Origin of the sequence: Streptomyces liliiviolaceus (assembly GCF_018070025.1) — a bacterium.
Lineage (GTDB): Bacteria > Actinomycetota > Actinomycetes > Streptomycetales > Streptomycetaceae > Streptomyces > Streptomyces liliiviolaceus.
Window position 1 is genome coordinate 2,376,815 of the sequence record NZ_JAGPYQ010000002.1, and the last position, 23,065, is coordinate 2,399,879.

Annotated in this window: 27 protein-coding genes; 17 read left to right on the plus strand and 10 right to left on the minus strand. The window is 69.5% G+C overall.

The window, feature by feature from the left end:
* Nucleotides 1-6 precede the first annotated feature (6 nt).
* From J8N05_RS45660 to J8N05_RS45690, 7 genes are all read right to left on the minus strand, one after another.
* The gene (locus tag J8N05_RS45660; protein ID WP_210893833.1) at nucleotides 7-435 is read right to left on the minus strand and encodes a hypothetical protein; all 429 of its coding nucleotides are present in this window, start codon (nucleotides 433-435) and stop codon (nucleotides 7-9) included.
* Between the two features lie 11 nt (nucleotides 436-446).
* Entirely contained in the window at nucleotides 447-917 is a 471-nt protein-coding gene (locus J8N05_RS45665; protein ID WP_210893835.1) for a hypothetical protein, read from the minus strand.
* Nucleotides 918-1,490: 573 nt separating this feature from the next.
* On the minus strand, nucleotides 1,491-2,243 hold the full coding sequence (locus J8N05_RS45670) for a hypothetical protein (protein ID WP_210893837.1): 753 nt from the start codon (nucleotides 2,241-2,243) through the stop codon (nucleotides 1,491-1,493).
* Between the two features lie 13 nt (nucleotides 2,244-2,256).
* The gene (locus tag J8N05_RS45675) at nucleotides 2,257-2,490 is read right to left on the minus strand and encodes a hypothetical protein (protein WP_210893839.1); all 234 of its coding nucleotides are present in this window, start codon (nucleotides 2,488-2,490) and stop codon (nucleotides 2,257-2,259) included.
* A 16-nt stretch (nucleotides 2,491-2,506) separates the two neighbouring features.
* Nucleotides 2,507-2,989 carry a hypothetical protein gene (locus J8N05_RS45680; protein ID WP_210893841.1) on the minus strand — a complete coding sequence of 161 codons (483 nt, stop codon included), beginning with the start codon at nucleotides 2,987-2,989 and terminating at the stop codon, nucleotides 2,507-2,509.
* The gene (locus J8N05_RS45685; protein ID WP_247707030.1) at nucleotides 2,986-3,546 is read right to left on the minus strand and encodes a DUF4913 domain-containing protein; all 561 of its coding nucleotides are present in this window, start codon (nucleotides 3,544-3,546) and stop codon (nucleotides 2,986-2,988) included. Before J8N05_RS45685 ends, J8N05_RS45680 begins: the two co-directional genes overlap by 4 nt.
* Nucleotides 3,547-3,738: 192 nt before the next feature.
* Complete coding sequence (locus tag J8N05_RS45690; RefSeq protein WP_210893844.1) at nucleotides 3,739-4,494, minus strand: DNA-methyltransferase; 756 nt, start codon at nucleotides 4,492-4,494, stop codon at nucleotides 3,739-3,741.
* 489 nt (nucleotides 4,495-4,983) lie between these two features.
* Here J8N05_RS45690 and J8N05_RS45695 point away from each other — a divergent pair, with 489 nt between their 5' ends.
* The 7 genes from J8N05_RS45695 to J8N05_RS45725 all read left to right on the plus strand — a co-directional run bounded on the left by J8N05_RS45695 (nucleotide 4,984) and on the right by J8N05_RS45725 (nucleotide 12,132).
* On the plus strand, nucleotides 4,984-6,099 hold the full coding sequence (locus J8N05_RS45695) for a C40 family peptidase (protein WP_210893846.1): 1,116 nt from the start codon (nucleotides 4,984-4,986) through the stop codon (nucleotides 6,097-6,099).
* A gap of 107 nt (nucleotides 6,100-6,206) precedes the next feature.
* Nucleotides 6,207-6,518 (plus strand): DUF6112 family protein, encoded by a 312-nt coding sequence (locus J8N05_RS45700; protein ID WP_210893848.1) that lies wholly within the window; start codon nucleotides 6,207-6,209, stop codon nucleotides 6,516-6,518.
* Nucleotides 6,518-7,195, plus strand: a complete 678-nt coding sequence (locus J8N05_RS45705) for a hypothetical protein (protein WP_210893850.1) — start codon at nucleotides 6,518-6,520, stop codon at nucleotides 7,193-7,195. The genes J8N05_RS45700 and J8N05_RS45705 overlap by 1 nt, the downstream gene beginning before the upstream one ends.
* A gap of 18 nt (nucleotides 7,196-7,213) precedes the next feature.
* Nucleotides 7,214-8,566, plus strand: coding sequence for an SCO6881 family protein (locus J8N05_RS45710; RefSeq protein WP_210893852.1), 1,353 nt, complete (start codon nucleotides 7,214-7,216; stop codon nucleotides 8,564-8,566).
* A 75-nt stretch (nucleotides 8,567-8,641) separates the two neighbouring features.
* Entirely contained in the window at nucleotides 8,642-10,114 is a 1,473-nt protein-coding gene (locus J8N05_RS45715) for an SCO6880 family protein (RefSeq protein ID WP_210893853.1), read from the plus strand.
* Between the two features lie 40 nt (nucleotides 10,115-10,154).
* The gene (locus tag J8N05_RS45720) at nucleotides 10,155-10,601 is read left to right on the plus strand and encodes a DUF6238 family protein (RefSeq protein ID WP_210893856.1); all 447 of its coding nucleotides are present in this window, start codon (nucleotides 10,155-10,157) and stop codon (nucleotides 10,599-10,601) included.
* A gap of 28 nt (nucleotides 10,602-10,629) precedes the next feature.
* A complete protein-coding gene (locus J8N05_RS45725; RefSeq protein ID WP_210893858.1) occupies nucleotides 10,630-12,132 on the plus strand; it encodes an ATP-binding protein in 1,503 nt (500 codons plus the stop codon).
* 71 nt (nucleotides 12,133-12,203) lie between these two features.
* Here the strand turns inward: J8N05_RS45725 and J8N05_RS45730 are convergent, their stop codons facing one another.
* Genes J8N05_RS45730 through J8N05_RS45740 form a run of 3 tightly spaced genes read right to left on the minus strand, consistent with a single transcriptional unit; the run spans nucleotide 12,204 to nucleotide 15,353 of the window.
* The gene (locus J8N05_RS45730; protein WP_210893860.1) at nucleotides 12,204-13,952 is read right to left on the minus strand and encodes a site-specific integrase; all 1,749 of its coding nucleotides are present in this window, start codon (nucleotides 13,950-13,952) and stop codon (nucleotides 12,204-12,206) included.
* Entirely contained in the window at nucleotides 13,949-14,272 is a 324-nt protein-coding gene (locus tag J8N05_RS45735; protein ID WP_210893862.1) for a helix-turn-helix domain-containing protein, read from the minus strand. The genes J8N05_RS45730 and J8N05_RS45735 overlap by 4 nt, the downstream gene beginning before the upstream one ends.
* Before the next feature lie 4 nt (nucleotides 14,273-14,276).
* On the minus strand, nucleotides 14,277-15,353 hold the full coding sequence (locus J8N05_RS45740) for a tyrosine-type recombinase/integrase (RefSeq protein WP_210893864.1): 1,077 nt from the start codon (nucleotides 15,351-15,353) through the stop codon (nucleotides 14,277-14,279).
* A gap of 363 nt (nucleotides 15,354-15,716) precedes the next feature.
* On the opposite strand from J8N05_RS45740, the gene J8N05_RS45745 reads away from it, so the two are divergent.
* The 10 genes from J8N05_RS45745 (at nucleotide 15,717) to J8N05_RS45780 (ending at nucleotide 22,967) form a co-directional block, all read left to right on the plus strand.
* Nucleotides 15,717-16,286, plus strand: coding sequence for a hypothetical protein (locus J8N05_RS45745; protein WP_210893866.1), 570 nt, complete (start codon nucleotides 15,717-15,719; stop codon nucleotides 16,284-16,286).
* 261 nt (nucleotides 16,287-16,547) lie between these two features.
* On the plus strand, nucleotides 16,548-17,072 hold the full coding sequence (locus tag J8N05_RS47785; protein WP_247706969.1) for a hypothetical protein: 525 nt from the start codon (nucleotides 16,548-16,550) through the stop codon (nucleotides 17,070-17,072).
* Nucleotides 17,005-17,460, plus strand: coding sequence for a hypothetical protein (locus J8N05_RS47790; RefSeq protein ID WP_247706970.1), 456 nt, complete (start codon nucleotides 17,005-17,007; stop codon nucleotides 17,458-17,460). Before J8N05_RS47785 ends, J8N05_RS47790 begins: the two co-directional genes overlap by 68 nt.
* Nucleotides 17,461-17,759: 299 nt before the next feature.
* Entirely contained in the window at nucleotides 17,760-17,882 is a 123-nt protein-coding gene (locus J8N05_RS48030) for a hypothetical protein (protein WP_282108206.1), read from the plus strand.
* Between the two features lie 297 nt (nucleotides 17,883-18,179).
* The gene (locus J8N05_RS45755) at nucleotides 18,180-18,974 is read left to right on the plus strand and encodes a hypothetical protein (RefSeq protein ID WP_210893868.1); all 795 of its coding nucleotides are present in this window, start codon (nucleotides 18,180-18,182) and stop codon (nucleotides 18,972-18,974) included.
* 368 nt (nucleotides 18,975-19,342) lie between these two features.
* Nucleotides 19,343-19,783, plus strand: a complete 441-nt coding sequence (locus J8N05_RS45760; protein ID WP_247706971.1) for a hypothetical protein — start codon at nucleotides 19,343-19,345, stop codon at nucleotides 19,781-19,783.
* 23 nt (nucleotides 19,784-19,806) lie between these two features.
* Nucleotides 19,807-20,367, plus strand: coding sequence for a hypothetical protein (locus J8N05_RS45765; RefSeq protein ID WP_247706972.1), 561 nt, complete (start codon nucleotides 19,807-19,809; stop codon nucleotides 20,365-20,367).
* Between the two features lie 2 nt (nucleotides 20,368-20,369).
* On the plus strand, nucleotides 20,370-21,578 hold the full coding sequence (locus J8N05_RS45770; RefSeq protein ID WP_247706973.1) for a hypothetical protein: 1,209 nt from the start codon (nucleotides 20,370-20,372) through the stop codon (nucleotides 21,576-21,578).
* Between the two features lie 330 nt (nucleotides 21,579-21,908).
* Nucleotides 21,909-22,340, plus strand: coding sequence for a hypothetical protein (locus J8N05_RS45775; RefSeq protein WP_210893870.1), 432 nt, complete (start codon nucleotides 21,909-21,911; stop codon nucleotides 22,338-22,340).
* A gap of 429 nt (nucleotides 22,341-22,769) precedes the next feature.
* Complete coding sequence (locus tag J8N05_RS45780; RefSeq protein WP_210894404.1) at nucleotides 22,770-22,967, plus strand: hypothetical protein; 198 nt, start codon at nucleotides 22,770-22,772, stop codon at nucleotides 22,965-22,967.
* Nucleotides 22,968-23,065: the final 98 nt, after the last annotated feature.

Consider the following 23,065-nt stretch of genomic DNA (forward strand, 5'->3'; position numbering starts at 1 on the left):
GGGCTTTCACGGTCGGCGGGCTCGGCCCGTCCCAGCACGCTGGGGTGTCAGGGAGGCCGGAGGCAGGGAAGCGGTCATCGTCGGCTGGGCCAGGTGCACGGGCCGCGCGGGTACACGGGGAGATGGCAGGGTGAGCAGCAGGCCGTCGAGAGCGGTGCGGTAGCTGTCCCGGGCTTCGAGGGCCACCTGAAGCCACTCGGCATCCATGCGCAGGTTGTCGGCAGACAACTCCCCCATGTCCCGCTCGGGGTCCATGGCGCTGTACACGCGGTCGCGGACCCGGGCAACCTGTTCCTCGGCCAGGGCGAGGAACGACCGCACTTGCAGGGCACGGTCCAGGCCGGCGGGGGCATCGGCGCCGACGGCCCTCTCGTACAGGTCTGCCACCGGGGCACCGAAGACATCGCTCAGCTGGTCATCTGCGGAGCTGGGCATGGTCCGAGCGCTCACCGCACCGCGCTCCGCCCCGGCTGCGGGGCACTCGCCGCAGGTGGTGCAGTGGTCGGCGCGGCCGATATCTCCCGGAGTGTTCCGCGCGAGCGAGCCGGCTGCCCGGCTGCCACGTCGTGCTCACCGGATGCGTCCGACTTCAGCAGCCATCGGACGACCAGAGCGCGCCCTTCATGTGAGGCCGCAGCCGCAGCAACACGGTCGATCAGGTCCTGGGAGGGACTTGAATCGTCCGAGGGCACGGACTGCAGCACTGTGAAGAGGTCCTGCTCCGCACGCTCGAACGCCGCCTGCGAGTCGAGGACCATGCCATGCCACTTGACCACCTCACTGGCAGCGGTAGCCGGGGTCCCAACCGGGGCGGCGTCCACCGCTTTCTTCAACTGGTCCATGCTCATTCCGAAATGGCCTTCGATCTGCGCGGTGAGCACGCCCACGACATCGCCGTCGGATGCGTAGTCGGACAACGGAGAACTCCCCCTCATTTGGCTGGATGACAGAATCTCGGCGCAGGGTGCGGGAAGACGGGCAGAGCCGTCAGGACATCGCGAACGCGGCTTGGTCTGGCGGCACTTCAGTTGAGGCACGGCGGACACCGCGGTAGACGCACGTGCCCTAGACCCGGCTCTGAACCCGCTGCTCTTGGCGCCGATACAGCACCGGTTGTCGCTGCTCCCGTGCACGGCGAGCACGGTGGACCCCGTGGTGGCCTGGGAGTGGATGGGGACGGCTGCGGCGTGAACCGTGTACGGCAGCGGCGAGCGGCTGCTGCACCTGCTGACGGCGCTCCCCAACGCACTGGCGGCCGGCGCGGCGCTGGCGGCGGAAAGCACTGGCAGAGCAAGTGCGGAGAGCACCGTAACGGATACGGCTAATCGCGTGGCAGGCATGCGGGCAAACCTCCGTGCGGTAAAACGAGGTCAAACGGATGAGTTGGCTGGAGAGTTGTTCCTGCGGCCGGTCTCAGGGTCCGGAGAATCGCCGGTTTGGCCAACCGGCGATCGTCGGTTATATTCCGCCGCGCCAGTCGCGATGCGCTCTCAGGGGGCGCGGACCGATGGGCGGGAAGCGGCTGATTTCGGGGCGGTAGTCGGCCGTGAATGTGCGGACCTCGGGCGAACCGGCGGGAGGGGCCGGGCAGCACCTTCGAGACGGTCGCGGGACCAGTCCATAGCCTCTCCTACCGTGCCGAAGCCGCCCTCCCGCAGGGTGTGCGTCCCCGTATCGAAATCGACCTCCTCGACCAGGACGCGGAACGGGGACGGGGCATGTTCGTCCCGGGCCCGCAGGACTGCCAGCGTGACGTGGTCGTCGGGGTCGTCGCTGGTGTAGGACCAGCCGAGCGCGTAGTGGTCACCAACGCTCATGAGCCGCTCCTGCAGAGCTCTTGTCGCTTCGTCGGCTGGTTTCGTACCGCGGTCGGGGTCGAGCGCGATGGCCTCGGACGGGCAGCCGCGGTGGATCAGCCAGGACTGAGCCATGGAGGGCAGTGGCAGCACTGTCCGTTCAAAACGGAACGTTCGGTTCTGGACGTCACGTTGCAGGTGGAGAGCGATGAACTGCGGCTCGCCTGGGTGGTCCCAGGTCGCTGTGTGGTCGTACAGGACGAAGAAGCTGTGGGCGTCGTCGGCACTGTGGTGCTGGGCGAGCGGGTCGAGCATGTCGTCATTGACACTGACCGCGTCATAGAACGCCCGGCTGATCTGCTCGTCGCCGTCCAGTTGCGTAACCCTGAAGTCCAGGTAGGGGCGTGGCTCTCCACCGGCAGGGAAGGGCGTTTGGTCTGGAGTCATGCGGTCCTGTGGGTCAGTGGCGCGGTTTGGGGCTGGCCGGCCGTGTTCCGGGCCGCGGCAGCGGTGTCTGCTCGCGGACTTGCTGAGGGCAGCGGCCGGTCAGCGCCACCCGCACGGCTGCGGTCAGGACGACCGGCCGTCCGGCACAGGCGGGATGGGTGGTGTCGACATCGAGCAGACCCGTGGCCTGCGAGCGCTGTAGGTCGGCCGGGGAGACGCGGGCACCTGAGGCGGTGTCCACCGACATGGGCTCCTTGCGGTCATCAGTGGGCGGGACGGTATGCCGGGCTCTGGGCAGGTCGGGGCAGGCCAGGCATCGCGGAAGGCAGCGGTGGCCGATAATCAGGGGCACGTGTGATGAGTTGCGGTGAGCGAGAGCGTGCGGCATGGGTACGGGCGCTCAGCGGTCGCCGGGCCATGCCCAGGCGGCGTCCGACCTCGTCGTAGACGTCGTTGTCCGCCCGTGGCCGGACAGCGACGACATGGACCTCCCGCTGGTGCAGGGCTCCCTCCGGCGCGAAGCGCAGGCCGTAGACGACGCGCCACTGTCTGCGGGAGTCCACGACCAGCTTGCGGTAGCCCTCCAGATCACCAGTGAGACGCAGGCCGAAGTGTCTGGCGTTCACGATGTCCTGTAACTGGGCCAGGGTGAGGTCGCGGATATCGCTGGGGGCCTGGAGCAGGTCGGTCAGGGCGCGGGGGTCGAAGCTCAGGCCGAAGGCCGACTTCTGCTGCCCCTGGCTCATGAGACCGGCTCGGGCGTTTCACCGGACGCGGCCGGCTCGGGTTCCGCCGGCTTGGTCGAGCGGGTCGAGGGCGGCGGGCCGGGCAGGATCCGGTGCGCCGGGCGGTCCGGGGAGGTCATGCACGCCGACAGCGGACCGCCGGGTGCGCGGATCGCCGCGATGGCGTGGGTGAGGAAGTCCCGGTGCCACACCAACAGCCCGGACAGACCCGCCTCCGGATCCTTGTGCTGCTGGTAGGCCAGCCACAGAGCGTGGAGCCAGGCCACGACGTCGTCGTGCTCCTGCCAGCTCAGGCACCAGGGCGCCGCCGTAGTGACCTCCGCTCCGTAGACCGGGAGCAGGAAGTCATCGACCCAGTCGCTGAGGGCGTCGATTTCGTCCTCGTACTCCTCGCCCTCCAGCTCCAGAATCGGGCGGGGCTCCGGTGGCACTGTCGGAGACGGGCCGTTGAAGGCAGGCATGCCGAACGCCGCGAACGGCGATCCGCCGGAAGCCGGCAGGGGCGGCTCAGAAGCCAGGTGGTCGAGCTGCGGTGTCTGCTGCGCCGACCGCTCCATCAGCCGCCGGACACTGGCCTCGATTCCCTCCAGCTGCGCATCCGGGACCCGGACCGGTTCCATCTCCCCCTCGGATAAGGGTTCCACAGGGTCAGACATGAAAGAACCAACCTCCTACAAGGCATGAAAATAAGGACGTACAGGAAGGTGCCGCTGAGCGACCCTCCATTCCCAATGGCCTGGGAGTGGCCGTCAGGTGACGAGGGTCATGTCGTCCTGGGTGAGGGTCTGTCGGACCGTTTCGGTGAGCCGGTCGGCCGCGACGGACGCGTAGTGCTTGGTCTTCTCCACCCCGATGAAGTCGCGGCCCTCCACCAGAGCGGCGACGCCGGTGGAACCCGAGCCGGCGCAGAAGTCCAGGACGGTGCCTGCGTCGGGGCAGATCTTGACCAGCTCGCGCATCACCTCGACGGGCTTCTGTGTGATGTGCCGGCGCTGGCCCCCCGACGGCTGCGAAGCGCTGTAGAGGCCGGGCAGGTAGACCGGGTTGCGGGCGGCGTCGATCGCGCCGTTGGACGCCCAGACCACGAACTCGCAGTTCTGGGTGAAGCGGCCCTTCTGGGGACGGGCCGTGGGCTTGTGCCAGGCCAGCACGCCACGCCACAGCCAGCCGGCCGCCTGGATCGCGTCCGTGGTGACCGGAAGCTGGCGCCAGTCGGTGAACAGCAACGCCGTCCCGCCGACCTTGGTGAGCCGGTGGGCTTCGGTCATGATCTGCGTCAGCCAGAAGCCGTAGCTGCGCTGGTCCATGTTCTCGCCGGTGAAGTCGGCCAGGGTGTGCTTGGCGTCGGCGGAGGTGTACTTCTGCTTCGCGCTGCGGCTGGTGCGCTCCTGCGCGGTCCGCCCACCGGAGTTGTACGGCGGGTCGGTGATCACCGAATCGACGCAGTCGTCCGGCAGGCCGGACAGGACGCTCAGCGCGTCGCCGTGGTGCAGGGAAAAAGGCAAAGAGAAGCCCCGATTCGGGTAGAGAGAGCACGGAAAGGAAGTCGCTCCCGTAGGGCGCCGCTAGCCCCGGAAAACGGCATAGGAATGCCCGGGGCTGCAGAACCGCGGGTGGCGAAGACGGCGATAAAACGGTAGGGGCGATTGCGCCGACGACCAAAAAGTCGGCCGTGAGGTGCCGATTACCGGCACCTCACGGCCGACTTTTTGGTGAGCCGCCAATTCGCCTCTACGGTTTTGGAACCGCCCGGCGCATGCCTCTGCCGAGCGGTCCTGCTCTTTTCCTGTGCGGGGTTTTCCCCTGCACAGACATGTTCAGATCCGCTGCCAACGCGCCTGCCGGTCGACGCTCTTGTCGCCCCGGCCGCCGTGATTTTGCCCGTCGCTGCCCACGGCGGCCGGGCACTTACCCGAAGGGAATCCGTTCATGACGATGCGTTACCCGATCCGCCCTCTGCCCGACGCCGGTGGCCGGCGAGTGCCCCGCACCGGGTGAAGGCGCTCGCCGCCGGCGTCGCCGCCGTCTTCCTCTCGCCGCTCCTCCTGGCCGGCACCGCCCTGGTGGTGGCAACCTCCAGTGAAGCGGCCCACTCTTCCGCCCTGGACTGTCTCTCCGACATGGACACTGCACACGTCACTGAGCAGGTCGCCCGGATCCTCGACGGCGCGGACGCCTCCGCTGTCCGTGTCGCGGGGCTGGACCTGCCTGCCGAGCAGATCCCCCATGCGCAGACCATTGTCGCCACCGGTATCAGCCTCGACGTTCCCGGCCGCGGCCGGATCATCGCCCTGGCCACCGCCCTGCAGGAGAGCCGGCTGCGCAACCTCGCCTACGGTGACCGTGATTCCCTGGGCCTGTTTCAGCAGCGGCCCAGCCAGAACTGGGGCACCGCCGAACAGATCCGCGACCCGGTCCACGCCTCCCAGCAGTTCTACAAGGCGTTGCTCAAGGTCAACGGCTGGCAGCAGATGCCCCTTGCCCAGGCCGCCCAGAGCGTGCAGCGGTCCGCCTATCCGGATGCGTACGCGCAGTGGGAACTGCTGGCAACCGCGCTGCAGAAGGCCATCGCAGCTTCCCTGCCCGATTACAACAGCAACCAGACCAACAAGGGGAACGAGGAGCTGACCGCTCAGGCAGGCTGCGAGGGGGCTGAGGACGGGTCGTCCTTCACAACGATCCCCGAGGGCACCGTCCCGGACGGGTACGCGATCCCGGCAGACACCGGCCCGCGGGCTCGCAAGGCGATTGTCTGGGCGATGCACCAGCTCGGCACGATGTATCAGTGGGGCGGCAGTTGCACCGCGCCGCGCGGGCCCGACCCGATGGGCCGCTGCGACTGCAGTTCGCTGATCCAGCAGGCGTACGCCCACGCCGGCGTCCCCCTCACCCGCACGACATACACCCAGGTCCGCGAGGGCACGGCCGTCTCGCCCAAGGCAATCAAGGCCGGTGACCTGCTCTTCAGCCGCAGGAGCGCGGACCGTCCCGAGCACGTCGGCATGTACCTCGGCAAGGGCCTGGTCATCGAGGCGCCCCGCACCGGCAAGCCGGTGCGCATCACCGCGGTCAAGGACTGGGACGTCCTGGCTGTCCGCCGCGTCACCTGAGGCCCGCACTTCCTCACGGCTCCGCCCGCCCACCCGTGCCCTCTTCCTTCCCGCTGTCCCGTTCGCCGGTAGTGCCGGCCCGCGTATACAAGGAGCACCACTCACTCGTGGCATCGATTCCCGACCGTCTCCTCCAGCTCGCCTACGACCCGGGCATCTCCCCCAAGGGTGGCGGCCTGCCGGGCCTGGCTGTCCTGAAGAGCGTCGTCAACAGCATCAACCTGTTCGGCATCATCGCCGTCGTCGGTGCCCTCGCCGTCTCCCTCGGTGTCTGGGCCTGGGGCCATCACAGCGGTGGCCACCAGGCCGAGGCCAACGGCAAGAAGGGTGCAGTCGTCGCGGCCGGCGCCGCGCTCGGGCTCGGTGCCGCCAACGGCATCGTCGCCTTCTTCAGCGCCCTGGGATCGCAGGTCCGCTGATGTGGAAACGACTCTCCTCCTACGCATCCGGCCAGCCGGCCAAGCGCCGCATCACCTGGGCCGCAGCAGGGCTGGCCTGCCTGCTCGCCCTTGCCCTGGTGATCGCCCTCCTCACTGCCCGCAGCGACCAGCCTCCCGCGACGGCCGGCGCCTCGGCCACTCCCTCGGGTGCTGCCTCCCTGTCCGCCACGGCAGATTCGGCAGTCCGTGGCGGTGAAGTGGCCGACCCGCCGCGCACCTCCGATCCGGTGGCCTTCGCCAAGGCCGCCGCCGCCATGCTCTGGTCCTACGACACCCGTACCACCAGCCGCAGCCAGCAGCTCGCCGGCATGCAGGCGTGGATGACGGGCGAGGACGCCTACGGAGACTGGACGTCGGTCCTGGCCCAGGTGCCGGATCCGACGTTGTGGTCGCGGATGGCCGACCAGGAGCAGCGTTCCACGGCCGCGATCGTCGAGGGGCACTACCCGGCCGCGTTCCGGCAGGCCCTCGCCGAAAACCCCTCCCAGATCACGAAGGCGTACATCTACGCCGTGACCGTCACCGGCAAGGTGACCCTCGCGTGGAAGAGGGCCGAGGCCGGCGGTACGGAGGAACGCTCGCTCACCCTCGCCGTGCAGTGCCGGCCATCGGCCGACTGCTCGCTGGTGGCCATCGCCCCGACCGTCGCACCGTGAGCGAAAGGACGCTGTTGCATGGGCTTTTGTGACCTCCCCCTCGCCGGAGCGGTCTGCTCGGTCGGCGACGCAGCCGACTTCGTCACCGACCCGGGCGAGGCGATCGGCAACTGGCTAGCGAAGAGCGCCGGTGAACTCGCCGCCACAGCCGTCGACTTGGCGGCCAAGGCCGTCGACTCCACCACAACCGTCAACCTCAACGCCCCATGGTTTCGCGACAACTACGAGACACTCCTGCCGATCGGCCTGATCATCCTGGTGGGCACCTTCTGCGCACAGCTCGTGCGCGCCGCATTCCGGCGCGACGGACAGTCCCTCACCCAGGCGTTCACCGGCACCGCGTCCGGTGTGCTCTTCGCGTTCGCCGCCATCCCCTGCACGACGATCGCCCTCGAAGTAGTTGACGCCCTGTCTGCGGGCCTGCTCCAAGCGGCGAACACCGACGTCGCCTCCGCGGTCCGCCGCATCCTCAAGGTCAGTGCGCTGCTGTCGATCAGCCACCTGGGATGGATGGTGTCCGTTCTCGCCGCCCTGGGAGCAGCCCTGGGGGCCGTCCTGTACTGGTGCGTGATGATGGTCCGCAAGGTGGGCATCCTCGTCATGGTGACCCTGGCCGTCTTCGCCGGAGCCGGCGGCGGCTGGGAGGCCGCCCGCCGCTGGCGCAAGGGCTGGATCGAGGCCACCGTCACCCTTGTCGTGTCCAAACTGCTGATGACGATCATCTTCGTGCTCGGGATCGCCGCCATGGGCAGAACCGAGACCAAGGACGGTCTGGGCGCCCTCGCCGACATCCTCGCAGGCATCGTGATCATGGTGCTGGTCCTGTTGTGCCCGTACGCGACGTTCAAGTTCGTGCACTGGGCCGCCGAAGGATCCGACGGCGAGTCGCTGCACCGGGCCGGTGGCGCCGGCGCCCAGGTCGTGCGACAGCACGCCGAACGGGCCGGCCGCAAGGCCGCCGCGATGACAGCCACCGGCGGCGCTGCAGCGGCAGGCGCCGCCCCGCAAGGACCGGACTCGGCACCTGAAGTGGGCGGATTCCCCGGCGACATCGCACCCCACTCGTCCGGCCACGACCAGGACAGCACGGAGAACGCAGGCTCTGGCACGGCCGGGACCGCGTCCGGTCTCGAACAGAGCCTCCAGCCTCCGACGCCCCAGGCCACCGACGGCACCAGCACCCAGGCAGGCGGCACCTCGACTACGAACACGCCCGACAGCAGCGCCGTAGCCGCCCACCACGCTGTCTCGCAGTCGGCTCCGCCGACCACCACCCCGCCGCCGCAGGGCGCGGCGCCGTCACCGGGGATACAGGCCGGCGCCCCGCCGAGCGGGCCGAGTTCTCCGCCGGCTTCACCGACCGGCCCCTGACCACCTGCCCACTCCCCGAGGACGGGAGGTGAACTCTCCTCCCGTCCCCGGACCTCAAGCCCACCAGGACCGCTCGTGCCCGAACTGACCACGGCTCCGGTGACGGTGAGGTTCCCTCACCGCTCCCGGCGGGGCATCCTCCTCGGCCTCACCCTGCCTCAACTCCTCCTCGTCGCCGCCACGCTGGCCTTGCTGCTGGTGACCGTCGTCTCCACCGGACTGCTCGGCGTCTTCGTCCTCACCCCCCTGTGGACGGTGGCCGGCGCCCTGGTCGCCGTCCGCCGCAACGGCCGGTCCCTGATCGACTGGGCCCCCGTCGTCGTACGTCACACCTGGCGCCGCGGCACCGGACAGACCCTGTGGCTGGCCCGTCCGGTCACCCGGCCCCGGCGGGACGGGCTCCTGCACCTGCCCGGCAGCGCCGCTTCCCTGACGGTCGTCACGCCCGGCGACTCCGCGAACGGTGCCGCCGCCGTCCACGACCCGCACCACCAGACCCTCACCGCCGTCGCCCGTGTCACCTCCCGTGCCTTCGCCCTCCTGGACCCCACGACGCAGAACCACAGCGTCACCGGCTGGGGCCGGGCCCTGGCCGGTATCGCCCGCACCGGGCACGTCGCCGCCGTGCAGGTCCTGGAACGCACCGTCCCTGACTCCGGTGACACCCTCACCCGGCACTGGACCCGGCATGGCCGACCTCATGCGCCCCTCGCCGCAGAGGTCTATGCCGACCTGGTGGCGTCCGCCGGTCCGGCTGCCGCCCCGCACGAGACCTACCTCGCCATCGCCCTCGACCTGAAGGCCGCCAAACGCCTCATTGGCCAAGCTGGCGGCGGGCTCCCCGGTGCCTTCACCGTCATGCAGCAGACCACCACCTCGATCGCCCAGGCCGCCCGCAACGCCGGTCTGATGGTGACCGGCTGGCTCAGCGCTGCCGAGATCGCCGCCGTCATCCGCACCGCCTACGACCCGAAGGCGCTCGGCGCCCTGCAGCAGTGGTCCGACACGGGACGCGCCGAAGCAGACGCGGCTGCCGCCGGGCCCGTCGTCCAGATCGAGGAGGACGACCGGCTCACCACCGACACCGCCCGCCACACCACGTACTGGGTGGAGAACTGGCCGCGCATCGAGATGGGCGCCGGATTCCTCCACGGCCTGATGTTCACCGCCGGAGTACGCCGCAGCCTCTCCCTCATCTACGTGCCCCAGGCTCTGGAGTCCGCGCTGCGCGACATCCAGCGCAAGAAAGCCGCCATCATCTCCGACGCCAACGAACGCACACGCCGCGGCCAGGTCGACAGCGAGGAAGACTCCGCGGAATACGCCGACGTCAAGGCCCGCGAGCGGCAGCTCATCGCCGGCCACGCCGACGTGGCACTGACCGGCCTGGTCACCGTCACCGCGACCACCGACGCCCTCCTGGACGCCGCCTGCGCACAGATCGAGACCGCCGCCGCCACCGCCGGTGTCGACCTGCGCCGTCTCACCTACCAGCAGCCCGACGCCTTCACCGCCGCCGCACTCCCCCTGGCCCGCACCACCCTCTGAACCCCGCTCCCGCCGGTGGCAGAAAGGACTTCCGCCCCCATTGACCTCACCTGAACGCCGCGACGACGCACACCCCTACCTCCGGGCCGCCAGCGCCGGCGTCCGCCACCACACCCGCGCCCTTAACCGCTCATCACCGCCCGCACCGGCAGACCGGTCCCACCTCGACATCCTCCACGCCCACCTCGCCGAATTGCACCGCCTCCTGGACCACCTCGCCCAAGCCACCCGCCCCCCGCTCCCCGGAGCAGGCCGGCACCTGGCCGAGGCCCACACCCGGCTGTGGCAGGCCATGACCGCCATCCACGCCGCCTTCCACCTCCTGCCTGCCGCTGCCGCGGACTCCGGGTGCCGCGCCGGCCGGCTGCCCGAGGGACCGCCCTTGCTGACCATCTGCCAACGGCAACTGAGTACCGGACACATCGTCCGCCGCACGACCACCCCCACCGACCTTCAGCGTCCGCACACCACCCACTGCGTGCGATGAACGCCACCCGCCGAAACGAGGGCTGTAAGTGAACAACCGGTCCGCCCGCCGCGCCTTCGCCAGCCCTCTGTTCACCCCGCACGGCACCGGCCGCGCCGACCGAAAAGCCGCCCGCCGTCAACTGGCCGCAGCCGCCGCAGCCCGCGCCGACACCACGACCCACCTCGCCGACGCCCTTCCCACCGAGCACACGATGCCCACACCGCTCTACCCGGCCGGCGGGCGCCCCGGCCCCGCCTCAGCCCTGGGCAACCGGCTCAAACTGCCCGCACACCGGATGACCACCGCCGTCGCCGCAGGGGCATACCCCTTCCTCGCCGAAGGCGGCCTGGGCGCCGACGGCGTCTACATCGGCCGCGACATGCACGCCGAAGCCTCCTTCGTCTTCGACCCCTTCGCCCTGTACGGCAGAGTCGAGGGCTTCACCAACCCCAACCTGCTCCTGGCCGGCATCATCGGCCAGGGCAAGTCCGCGCTCGCCAAGAGCTTCGCGCTGCGCTCGGTCGCCTTCGGCTACCGCATCTACGTCCCCTGCGACCCGAAAGGCGAATGGACCCCCGTCGCCGACGCCCTGGGCGGCACCTCCGTCGCCCTCGGCCCCAGGCTGCCCGGCCGGCTCAACCCACTGGACGCAGCCCCGCAGCCCGCCTCCGCCAGCGAAACCGAGTGGGAAGGCGAGATCCGCAAGCGGCGCCTGCTCCTGCTCGGTTCACTGGCCCGCACCGTACTCGGCCGGGACCTGATGCCGATGGAGCACACCGCACTCGACATCGCCCTGGACATCGCGGTCGCCCAAGCCCGCGCCTCCAGCCGTCCGCCGCTCCTTGGCGACGTCACCACCGCCCTCAACCGTCCCGCCCAGCTCGACGAAGCGGCCGGGACGATGTCCGGCCGGCTGGGCGAAGCCGCCCGCGACCTCGCCCACGCCATGCGCCGCCTCGTCCACGGCGACCTGGCCGGCATGTTCGACGCCCCCTCCACCGTCCGCTTCGACCCCGACGCGCCGATGCTGACCATCGACCTGTCCCAACTCGGCGGATCCGGCGACGACACCGCCCTCGTCCTCGCCATGACCTGCGCCTCCGCCTGGATGGAATCCGCCCTCACCGACCCCCACGGCGGCCGACGCTGGATCGTCTACGACGAGGCATGGCGCCTGATGCGCCACGTCGGCCTGCTCCAGCGCATGCAGGCCCAGTGGAAACTCAGCCGCGGCCTGGGCATCGCCAACCTCATGGTCATCCACCGGCTGTCCGACCTGCTCACCGCCGGCGACGCCGGCTCCCAGGGCCGGGCCCTGGCCGAAGGACTCCTCGCCGACTGCTCCACCCGGATCATCTACCGCCAGGAATCCGACCAACTCCACGCCGCCGCCTCGCTGCTGGGCCTGACCACCGTCGAAACCGAGGCCATCGCCCACCTCAACCGCGGACGCGGCCTGTGGAAGGTCGCCGGACGCTCCTTCATCGTCCAACACCTCCTCCACCCCCGCGAACTGGCGCTCTTCGACACCGACGCCCGCATGCACTGAAAACCCAGTGGGTTCACCCCAACTGAAGGATTCCCAATTCCGATGCGTACCAGGGAGCTGCAGCGATGAGTCTACGTGGGGTCGTGGGTTCCCGAGTCGTGCTCGGTCGTAGCTATCGGTTTGGGGTCATCCAAGACGCTCCGGTATCGCAGAGCGGCGTCGATTCCGATGTCGAAGAAGTCGCAGAGGCGGCGTACGTCGCCGCCGGTGGCATAGATCTCCTGGAGAATGCGGTCGTCGCGCAGGGACTGCGCGGTGATGTTCAGCATGCGCCAGGGGAACTGCTTGCTGACTGGCTTGGTCCGGGCCTGGGTCTTGTTGTTGACGAACAGGTGCGGGTTGATCGTCTGCGGCCACTTGCGTGCGCGGTGGTCAAGGTATGCGGCCAGCCGGGCTCTGACGGGGACTGCGAGCGGAATGATGCGAGGCCCGAGCCGAAGACGGCCGTCGACGATGTCGGTCAATTCCAGCTTCTGCAGCTCCCGTCCGTTCAGTGCGTGGAAGGCCACCAGGGCGACGGCGAGAGCGCACGTCGGGTCCGGCGAGTTCAGCGCGTCTCGGATCTTCTGGGTGTCGAGTGGGAGCGGGACGGTGACATTGGGTCGGGTGGCCTTCATCCCGCGCATCGGGTTGCTGAACACCTGTCGGTGGGCCTTGAGCACGGTGAACAGGGAACGCAGTCCCTGTTCGGCGAAGATCCGGTTCGAGCCCTTGGCCGGCAGCTCCCGGGTGACGTCTTCGGCCGTGATCTCGGCGAACGACTCGTGGCCTTGCTGGGCCCACGCACGCCAGATCGGCGCCATGCCGACGATGTGGATGTGGATCGTTTCCACGTTCCGGGCTCGACGCCTGGGCGCCGTGCTGCGGCCCTGGAGCATGGTGTCGAACCACAGCTGGAGCTGGTTGGTCATGGCGGCGGGCAAGTCCGCGCTGTGCTGGGCGAAGTAGCGCTCGACGGCCAGGGCGCGGTCGTCTTCGAGGAGACCGACGGTGTCGAGGACTTCCAGGGTCGAGATCGCGGTGGCGCCGTAGCGGATGGCTGCCAGGACGTCACTGCTACGGATCTTGGAACTCGGGGTGTCCTGGAGGGCATCGAGGAGTTTGAGGGTGTGGGCGACGCCGTTCACCAGCCGCTTGCTCCAGCCGTGCCGCAGGGCGTGCTCGCGCAGCGTCTGATCGCAGTGCCGCAGCAGCGGCGAGTCCTGTGTCAGGGCGCGCTTCTTGATCGCTCCTTTGCCCGGCGGCATGCGGAACAGCAGCGGCTGACGGTGGTTGGCAAGGGCCAAGGGCGCGGACGGCGGCTGCAGTCGGCGATGGTGCCGCTCGCGGGCGATGCGGCGCCGGCGGGCGCCGGTGGTGTCGTACTGCAGGTTGGCGAGGAACAGTTGCTGCCCGTGCTGGTTGGCTTCGGTGAGGTTGATGGCGTGGCCGGGCTCCTGGACGCGCCGGGCGTTTTCCCAGCACAGGCGGCAGGCTCCGGAGCCGTTGATGTAGGTCTCCCGCGTGCAGAAGGCGCAGATTCCGACCGGATAGTGGCCGTGCCACCAGCGGCAGGTCCAGCACAGCCAGCTGTGACGACGGTAGACGCCCCAGGCCAGGCAGCCGTGGCACGCGCCCAGGTAGAGCGGGGCTCCGGGGTGGCAGCGTTCGCACCGGCCCTGACTGAAGTAGGACTCGCGGGTTCCGCAGGTTCGACATGGCGGCGGGGTGAACGGCCCGCCGGGCAGGCATGCGTAGCAGAAGTCGACGCGCGGGTTCGTCCAGGCGGCTCGATTGACCCTGCAGGCAGGGCACTTGGGTGGTGGCGGTGTGACGCTCATAGCGGTGGCTCGGATCGCCTGTTGCCAAAACGAGGCGCGACGACCGGGGACGCGGAAGAGGCGGAGGCGGCCTGCTGTCGGTCCGGCCGGCGCTCGGCCACTTTGTTCGGTTCGCGGATCAGCAGGTCCGATGGTTCACAGTCCAGGATGGCGCAGATCACGTCCAGCTCGTCCAGGCGGACGATGTTGGGGGTGCCGGTCCAGAGCTGGGACATCTTGCCCGCGCTGATCTCCACGCCGGCCTCGGCGAGCAGGCGCCGCATCTCGGTCGACTTCCAGATGCCGCGCTCGGCAGCCTTCATGCGCAGGTTCCACTGCACGGTGTCACGCCTCCTCGAAGCGGGCTTCCAGCCGCTGGTTGGCCTCGGTCCACGCCCGTTCGATGTGCTCGCTGTGGACGTGGATGTAACGGGTCGTGGTCGAGAGCCACTCGTGACCGAGCAGCTCCTGCAGTGCCTTGAGGTCCATGCCCTCGGCGTACAGCGACGAGGCGCAGTAGTGGCGCAGCACATGCGGGGTAATGCGACCGGTCCAGGCGGGCAGCCACGTGTTCGTCGCCGCGGCCAGGCTCTTGCGCAGCGGGTCTGCGGTGACACGCAGGCAGCCGCCGAAGTCAGGGTCGCGCCGCTCGCTGGGCAGCAGGGGTGCGTCCGGGTTGGACCAGTCGCTGCCGAACTGGTGCCGGACGTCGCCGAGCCACCAGTCGATCAGTCGGTCCGCGCCATTGATCGCGGGGATCAGGCGGGGCTTGGGGCCGCGGCCCCGGCTGCCCTTGCCGTGTCGCACGTGCAGTTTCCCGAAGGCACCCAGATCTGGGCGCCAGTCCCGGATGTCGAGCATCACCGACTCGTTGATCCTCAAGCCGAGTCGACGCCACAGGGACGCCGCGAAGTAGTCCCGGGCTGCAGGCAGGTACTTGCGGGCCTCGGTGATCGACGTGCGCCACTGACCGAAGAGCAGATCCATCTCCGTCTCGGAGGGCGGCACTCTCACGTCCGCATAGAGCGGGCTGCGCGGACGGTTGTACTCATCGATCGGCTGCTCGACGACGCAGCCGGTCAAGGCGTGGACATCACCCTGGTAGCGCCTGATCACGAAGTCGTAGAAGTAGGCGAGCAGTCCGGCCTTGCCCGCGCGGGTGCTGTGAGCGTGTCCGGCGAGGCGCTGCTGAGCAAGGAACCGGTCTCCGTCGTCGCAAGACGCGGTCCATATGGGCCCGTTGAGGAAACGCGCGAACTCGAAGATCACGGCGCGTGCGTTGCCGATGTGGCTGTCCGAGAGGTTCGCAGCGGCCATGGCGATGGCGTACTGGTCGACGATTTCCTGCTCGAAGTCCTCTACATCACGCGGCGTTCGCAGGGCGCGCGCGGACGAGAGGTTGCGGACCACGGCCAGGTTCATCGACCACTCCCTTCACCGAGAGTGCCGTCATGTCGATGCTACCGACTGAACTTCACTGTGGATGAGGGAACTTCAAAACTCGTCCTTGCCATCGGACACCCCGGAGGAGCTGGCAAGGGTTCGCAGCTCCTACGAGAAGTGAGGGACAAACCCGCGGCCCTACAAACAAAGGTCCGGGAGTTCACGCCTTCCGCGCCCCTGATTCCCATGAGCCCAAGGCCAGATGGCCATTGCGGACAGGTCGCAGATTCGGCGGACGTCGCCGCCAGTCCCGCGCACTCCCTGCCACCCGGCCTGCAGCCCGCTCCCAGCGAGCCGCCCCTGAACACGGACAGCGGCCCACAGACAAACCGAAAGAGACCCTTGAATCCCAGCTACCACCGCGAACTGATACCGCGCGAGGACGTCCTGCGCCTGATCGACGAGTTCAGCGCGATGAAAGAAACATTCGCCAGCAAGACCGAGCAGTGGCAACTCCTGGACAGAAGTGGCCGTGTGCCGGCTGCCCTCTCCTTCACCGAGTTGTTCCAGCACGTCACCGACGCGCAGGAACTGTCCCGCGACGTTCTTAAGGCCACGACCGACTTCGCCGCGAGACCCCACATCGCGAACCCCGCCGGCCGCGACACCTTGGCCCATCTTTCGACAGCGAGCTTCCTGTCGGCCCATGCAGTGCCGCACTTCGCCCAGACAGCACACGCCGTCCTCACCCTGCGGAGACTGCCCGACCCAACGGACCAGCATTACCTGAAGAACGAGATGGTCATCGATCACGCCACGGCGCGCAACTACCTGCTGCGCACCTCACAGTCCCTCCGCGACGCGGCCCAGACATTGCACGAGCACCTCCAGCTCCACCGCTTCTTCTCCGCACCTGCCCTCAGCGACAGGCCCGTGCCGCCACCGCCCGGGCCCAAGGGTCACAGCCGCTGATCCGACCCTCCTGGAGGAGCCCGGTGAACCACCTCGCCCACCTCAGCGACAGCGGCCCGTTCGAACACCAGCGGTGCCAGGCCGATCAGGACGAACCCATGTCACAGAGCGTCGATCACCAACCCCGGATGGACCACGAGCAGAGCGCCACCCACGACAACGCCGAACTCGGCTTCCGTCCGGAACCGAAGCCGGAAGCGGACACCACGCGCCGACTGCCCAACCGCACGGATCGTCGGCCTTCTCCCACAGGCAGGAACCATGGCCGTTGACGAACAGGGCACTCCAGACGCGCGCCACGCCGCTCCGCTCGCACCGCTGCCCGACCATCGCCATGTGAACACCGCGTTGTGGCAGGAACTGTGGCGTCAGCACGCACACATCACCACGCCGCTGCGAGAGCGCGGGCTGAAGTGCGACATCGAGTTCGGCCTCAGCGCCTACATCGTGCGTGTGCAGCTCCCCGACGACAGTCACCTGATCGTCAGCCCGCCGCAGGAGCCCTCTTCCGATCGTACACCGGGAGACCCAGAAGGCTGGATCGCACTCCACGAACCACTCGACGACCAGTCTTCGTTCGTCGTGTTCTATGACTCAGCTCCCACTGACGACCCCCGTGCCGTGCACCGGCCCGAGGCCCGCAACGGCGGCAGCGTCCCGCCCCTGATCGCGGCGATCGACCATCACCTCGCACAGCTCGGGCTGCTGCCGCCTCCCCTTGCACCTGCCGACGCCCTGCACCCGCCGTCCCCCCACTCCGGCGCCCCGCCTGCCCACCGTCCCTGACGGCACCGACGCTGACCGCGCCCCGGTCTACACCTACGGCGACGCACTACGTGCTCTCACCGACCAACTCAACGCAGCCCAGTCGTATGCGGACGCCGCTGCCCTGCTGCACCAGATCCTGGAACCCACCAACGGCCTGCTGGCGCAGCTCGGCGACTTCTTCGAAGCCGCCGAAGAAAAAGCCAAGGAAGCCGAAGAAAACGACGGCTTCGACCTGTCCTACGAACTCGCCGACGCCGTCGCCGAGATCCGCAACCTCGCACACGCCCTGGACGCGGCCGAGGACCGGATGCGCGCGCTAACCCCACCCGGGCCCGCATCACAGCTTCCCTCCGCTGCGGCCAGTTCGCCGCCCCTCCCCCCGCCGGCGCAGCAGCACAGGCGCTGACGCCGGACCACCGCTTCGCTCCAGGAATACATGCCCCGCTACCAGCAGGCCCTGCGACAAGCACTCACCAACGCAGCGGCCCAGCCCGAACCTTTGCACCGGGCCGGCCCGCCGCAGGTCGACCAGGTCCTCACCCTGACCTTGTACAGCGACGGAGCACTCGGCGCACCGTACGAGAGCGTGCCGGGGATGCCCGCACGACGCTGTACGCCCACCGCTTCCAGCACCACCTGCACCGGGCGGCGTTCCTCCTGCCCGCCGCCTACGGGGACAGCACTCGCGCCCTTCTCGTCCACGGCGTGGTCCAGGAACTCACGGCCAAGGGCATCGGCGTGAACCTGCGCCGCTCGATGCCCGCCACCAGCACCCATCGTCCGCCGGCGGCACCGACGTCCAGCCCCTCGGCCGGCCGTACCCGCTGATCCGCCCCCCCCTTCCCGCAGACCCTTGGAGCCATCATCCGCATCACTCGCCCCGCCCTGCCTCTGTTCTCCGGCGCCGCCTGCCTCGCCCTTGTCCTCACCGGCTGCACCAGCGAAGACGGCACCTCTCCCTCCCGGCAGACGCCCAGCGCCAGCGCGGCCCCCAGGCCCGCTCCCGCCCTCACCGCCACTCAGGCCCGCGACGCCATCAGCCGCTACTCGAAGACCAACAACAAGGCCAACACCGACCGCAACCGGCGCCTGCTCGGCACAGTCGAGGACGGACCGCTGTACGCGATGTCTGTCTCGGACTACACCGAGACCGAAGGACTTCCCGCGGCGGACCGCACCCCGTACAAGCCGTGGTCCTACGACGCGGCGAACGCCACGCTGTACATCCCCCGTCTGAAGGCGGGACAGGACCGCTGGTTCGCCGCCGCGCTCTCGGGCCAGAAGGGCAAGGCACCCTCGCGTCTCGGAGTGTTCGCCGAACATCCCCGGCACCAGCGCTGGGAGATGGTCTCCGTCGTCGACCTCGACAGCCACGAACTGCCGGACATCGCCCTCGACCACAACGGATACGCCACGGCCGTTCCCGCCGACGGCAACAAGCAGCTGGCAGCCGACGCCGATGTGCTGCGCACCGCGGTGCTCGACAACTTCGCCACCGGAGGCACGCGCACCGGGAAGAAGACCCTCGCCCCGACCAAGGCGAGCAAGCGGCAGATCAAAGTCCACGACAAGACCGGCACCCGCTACGGGAACCAGGCCACCACCGTCTTCGCCGGCGCCGCCAACCGGCACACGGACGCCTACGCCCTCAAGACCACCGACGGCGGCGCGCTGGTCCTCTTTTCCCACACGCACACCCAGACCGACACCGTCGCGCACTCCGGTCTGCAGCTCAACCCTGGCGAGGACGAACGGGCCTGGCTCCACGACCTGCCCCGCACCTCCATCACGTACACGTTCGTGTGCAACGACGCCGCCACCGTCCCCGCGAAGGCCGCACCCTCCCGGCTGATCGGTTACACCTGCGCCCGCACCGACGCCGCCGGTCCCCCGGCCGGGTCCTGGTCGAACCGCGCGTAGACACACTCGTCGTGCCGCGCTGTGCGCCGCCTCGACGACTGGCCGACGTCCTTCACCCTCCTGCCCGATCCGGACAATGCCCTGCCCCCACGTCGCTTCATCCCACCACCGGCACGGGACGCAGGGGACTTCACGTCCACCTCAACGGTGTGACGAGACCGCCCGTGAGCGTGTCCGTCGAAGGTCCTCCCGGTGCCGCGCAGCCCGCTTCCGGCGCTGCCCGCACACGGCGGCCTTCGTCCCGTCCGCCCCACTGAACCCTGGAGCCCGTCATACGCAACCCCGACTTCGAGCTGTACGACAACGTCGGCCGTGACGCCGAGCAGATCGCCGCCGCACGGCTCGGCATCGCCACCCACGATGACCTGTTGCGCTGGGCCAAACGCGACGCCGAAGCCTTCCTCACCGAGCACCCGCTGCCCAGCGAGCCGATGCCGGCACCGGACCCGGCCCCCTACCTCGCCGCCCTCGCCGCAGCGACCACGACTGCCCACGCCAGCGCCATCACCCAGCACCTCCTGGACGCCGCGCAGCCAGCCCTGCACGCGGTCAGCGACATCCTGGCGGCCATCGCCCGCTGGGACGACCGCCACCGCAACGCCGAGCCGGGGACCCCGCCCAAGATGCTGATGGAGGCGGCCAGCCGCAGCCTGTCCGTGCTGGGCCTCGCCGACGCAGCGGACCTGGCACTCCTGCGTGCCGAGTACGACCCGGCTCCACCGCCGCCCCCGGCAAAGAAGCGGGCCGCCTCCAACCTTCCCCCGACACCGCCCAGTACCCCGCCCGCCGGACCGGCCCCAGGCCGGTAGAACCAGCCCCGGAGACTCTGCCGTTGTCGACGCACTCCTTCCTCGCCCGCCCCACCCTCACCGGGTACACCGGCATCTATGTACATTTCGACGGCCAGCCAGGCGCGAAGCTGCCTCTGCTGCTGGCCGTCTACCAGTACCGCTTCGGCCGTGACCTGGAGGCGATGACACGCCATCTCGTGGACGACGTCGCCGTCGGCTGGGACGAGCTGGGCACCGACCTTCTCGACGGCGCACCGCCGCAGACCATCGCCGCTCTGACCGGCGGCGAGCAGTGGCCCAGCCGCACACTGGACCACCTGACCACGGCGGATGGTGCGCCACCGTCGCGGATGACGGTGACCGAGGCGACCGCTGCCGGCCAGGGCCTGGAGTGGGGGTACGTCCTGCGCCCGCAGGGCATCGAGGTGATCCCCGCCCTGTTCCGGACGTCCGGCCCCGTCATTGCGTGGGGGACCGACCCGCTCGGCGACTTCAGCGCTTCCGCCATCAGCCGGGCTCTGACGCCCTCTCGCGGGCCCGGACCGGTCACTTCCCGTCCCGACGGCGCAGACACCGCCACCCGCACGTCCGCCCGTCGCTGACCTTGCTTCCCTCTCACCATCCGGAGCCCGCTCTGCCAACCCCCTCCGCCGTCATCACCCTGTGCACCAGCCGCACGCTGGGACTCGTCGTCACCACCTACGGCGAGGAGTTCCGAAAGGCCGGTGACGTCCTGCGCGACGCCGGGCTGCGCCGACTGCCCAACGGTGCATTCGTCGCGCCCCTGGCCGATACACAAACCGCTCGGGCCACCGCCAGCGCTCTGGTGCATCACGCCCACGAGCACGGTGTCACTCTCGCCACGAGCAGCCGCCCGTACCTGGGCGACATCGGCACCGAGATCGCCGCCCGCCTGCCCGGCACCTGGAGTGCCGAACTGCAGATCTACAGCCATCCCGAGTGGCAGCAGGACCTCTGGACCGGGCTGTGGTCAGCCGGGGAGATCCATCAGGCCCTGGAAGACCACCTCATCCCCTTCGCGTCGGTGCTGACCAGCGACGCCGGCACCGAGCTGCTGCTGGTCGAACGCCCCGGCCACCACAACGGCTACCTCATCGGCGCCCTCGCAGACGACACGGACCACACGCAGCACGCGCACGATGACCCCACCAGGCCGCGCAGCATCGTGCTGCCGGACGATCCCGCCCTGGCCGCCCAAGCCGTCGTGCGCACGTTCCTGCCCGCCGTGCAGCGCGCCCTGCACAACCGGAACCTCGAAACCGTCCTGGCAGCGCTGACCCGTATTCGGCGCGAACATCAGGCTCTCCAAGACATCAAAGGCTCCGGTCCTGCCCATGGTTCCGGCTCGCGCCTGATCGAGGGCATGGAAAGGGACTTCGCCGACCACGCATGGCTCTCCTTTCGCCACGTGCTGGAATACGCGCCGCCCCTGCTCGCTCGCTGCCGTCCATCCGCCACCTCCTGGCCCGAGGACTCCGCCGCACTAACACGACTGCGCGACGCCCTCACCACCAGCCAGGACGCCTGGACCAAATGGAACGACCTGCGCGACGAGTTGCAGTCGATTGCGCAGACTCTGCCGGCCCACGAGTGGAGCCGCGTCCGCACCGAGCTCGGCATCGCCGTCCTGCCGGCCATGCAAACCTGGCTCACCGACACCCAGCCCTTCGAACGCCAGGCCCGAGCAGCAGAACCCGGCAACCCGGGCACCCCCTCAGGCCCCAGCCCACGCCGGCTCTCCCCACGCCCCGCTCCCAGCGCCCCGCACCAAGGACCGGCAACACATCACTGAGGCCGCGTAGCCAGTCGTCGACCGCCGGCTGACCGCTTCCGCGCCACCTGATGCCGTCCTCTCCCACAGGCCACGCCCGATCACCCGGCCAGCTCCTGGATGGACCGGCCGACAGCGCCCCAACCAGCCCTGAAAATCTCCGGCCTGGTGCAGCTCACTGACGCCGTCGCCCCGCCGGGCCATGACCTGAAGCACACCCTCGAACGCGCACTACCCATCCACCGCTGCGCACAGCCGTGAACGGCCGAGCATGTCGCCCTGACCCGGTTCACCACGACCACGTACGGCCACCACATCACCGCTGCCCCCTACCGCGAGGAACCCTCCCCTTTGGCCACCTCTTCACACTTCGCCATCGGCACCCACCCGCAGCACGGTCTCGTCGCCGCAGCCACCGACCCCGCCATCCCCCCGCAGCTGGCCCACTGGCTGCTGACACTGGAGCGGTTCCAACCCGTACCGGACACACCGGGTCTGTTCCGTCTCCCTGATCCCGAACGTGACGGCTCGCGCAGGGCCGCGCGCGCCGCACGCAACCTGCGCCACCTCGGCTACGCGGTACACACCGACTACAACCTCGCCTCTGAGGACAGCCCCCGGCCGACGCGTACGAACCTCCGGGGCCGACTGGTTCAGGCCGCCGCCCGCATGTCACCTCAGCTACGCACAGAACCCGCCGCCAAACTCTCGTCCGCGCGAGCGCTCCCGCCGAAGCCCGCTTACGCCCCCACCGTCCACCTGCACGCCACACGGTCCTGGTGACGCCCGGCACAGAACCGGTCCGTATCCCTTGAAAGGAGCGCGGCACAGGCAAAGGCGCCAGCCCCTGGCCACGCCCCCGCACGTCTCCCTTGACCACGGGCTTTGCTGTCCCAGCCCACCCGTGCCGGACCCGCACGTCGGCAAGCCCGCCAGCACCCGCTGTTGCACGCGCACTTCGACAAGATCACCCATGACCGTTGTTGGTACACCCGGCCATCAGAGCATGCGGAAGGGCGAGTCAGGTAGCTGCGGAGCGGTGGGCCCGCCCTGGAGCCTGTCGGCAGCCAGTGCCCACCGTTCGCGGTCCAGCCACGCAGCGTTGATGTGCTGGAAGCTCCGGGCCCGCCTCGCCTTCACCCAACACCGCACCGCTTTCCCGCCACCACCGATAGGAGATCCGCCTTGCCCGAAGCACCAGGAGAGCCGTTCATGGCGATCCGGCACTCCGTCACTGGCGAGGTCACCACCACCGGCTACAACGCCGCCGCGCGGCGGATCCTGCTCCAGGACGGCTTCGAAGAGGCGCCAGGCTGCGCCTGCCGAGCGACGGCACCCGGTACGGAGCTGGCGAGTTGCTCGTCGCCGGCCACCCCCTGCACCGGGACCGAGCCCTCGGCCGGCCGGTGAGCGCCGACGGTACGCCCCGGTTGGGCCGGTCGCTGATGTCGGCACAGTCCGTGATCCGCTCCGAGAGCGGCCAGCCTCTCCTGCGCATCGCCAACCCC

Coding starts and splice junctions, on each gene's coding strand:
- J8N05_RS45660 (WP_210893833.1), bottom strand. CDS start 435: ATGCCCAGCTCCGCAGATGACCAGCTGAGCGATGTCTTCGGTGCCCCG.
- J8N05_RS45670 (WP_210893837.1), bottom strand. CDS start 2,243: ATGACTCCAGACCAAACGCCCTTCCCTGCCGGTGGAGAGCCACGCCCC.
- J8N05_RS45675 (WP_210893839.1), bottom strand. CDS start 2,490: ATGTCGGTGGACACCGCCTCAGGTGCCCGCGTCTCCCCGGCCGACCTA.
- J8N05_RS45680 (WP_210893841.1), bottom strand. CDS start 2,989: ATGAGCCAGGGGCAGCAGAAGTCGGCCTTCGGCCTGAGCTTCGACCCC.
- J8N05_RS45685 (WP_247707030.1), bottom strand. CDS start 3,546: ATGGAGCGGTCGGCGCAGCAGACACCGCAGCTCGACCACCTGGCTTCT.
- J8N05_RS45705 (WP_210893850.1), top strand. CDS start 6,518: ATGTGGAAACGACTCTCCTCCTACGCATCCGGCCAGCCGGCCAAGCGC.
- J8N05_RS45710 (WP_210893852.1), top strand. CDS start 7,214: ATGGGCTTTTGTGACCTCCCCCTCGCCGGAGCGGTCTGCTCGGTCGGC.
- J8N05_RS45730 (WP_210893860.1), bottom strand. CDS start 13,952: ATGAGCGTCACACCGCCACCACCCAAGTGCCCTGCCTGCAGGGTCAAT.
- J8N05_RS45740 (WP_210893864.1), bottom strand. CDS start 15,353: ATGAACCTGGCCGTGGTCCGCAACCTCTCGTCCGCGCGCGCCCTGCGA.
- J8N05_RS47785 (WP_247706969.1), top strand. CDS start 16,548: ATGGCCGTTGACGAACAGGGCACTCCAGACGCGCGCCACGCCGCTCCG.
- J8N05_RS45755 (WP_210893868.1), top strand. CDS start 18,180: ATGTCTGTCTCGGACTACACCGAGACCGAAGGACTTCCCGCGGCGGAC.
- J8N05_RS45780 (WP_210894404.1), top strand. CDS start 22,770: ATGGCGATCCGGCACTCCGTCACTGGCGAGGTCACCACCACCGGCTAC.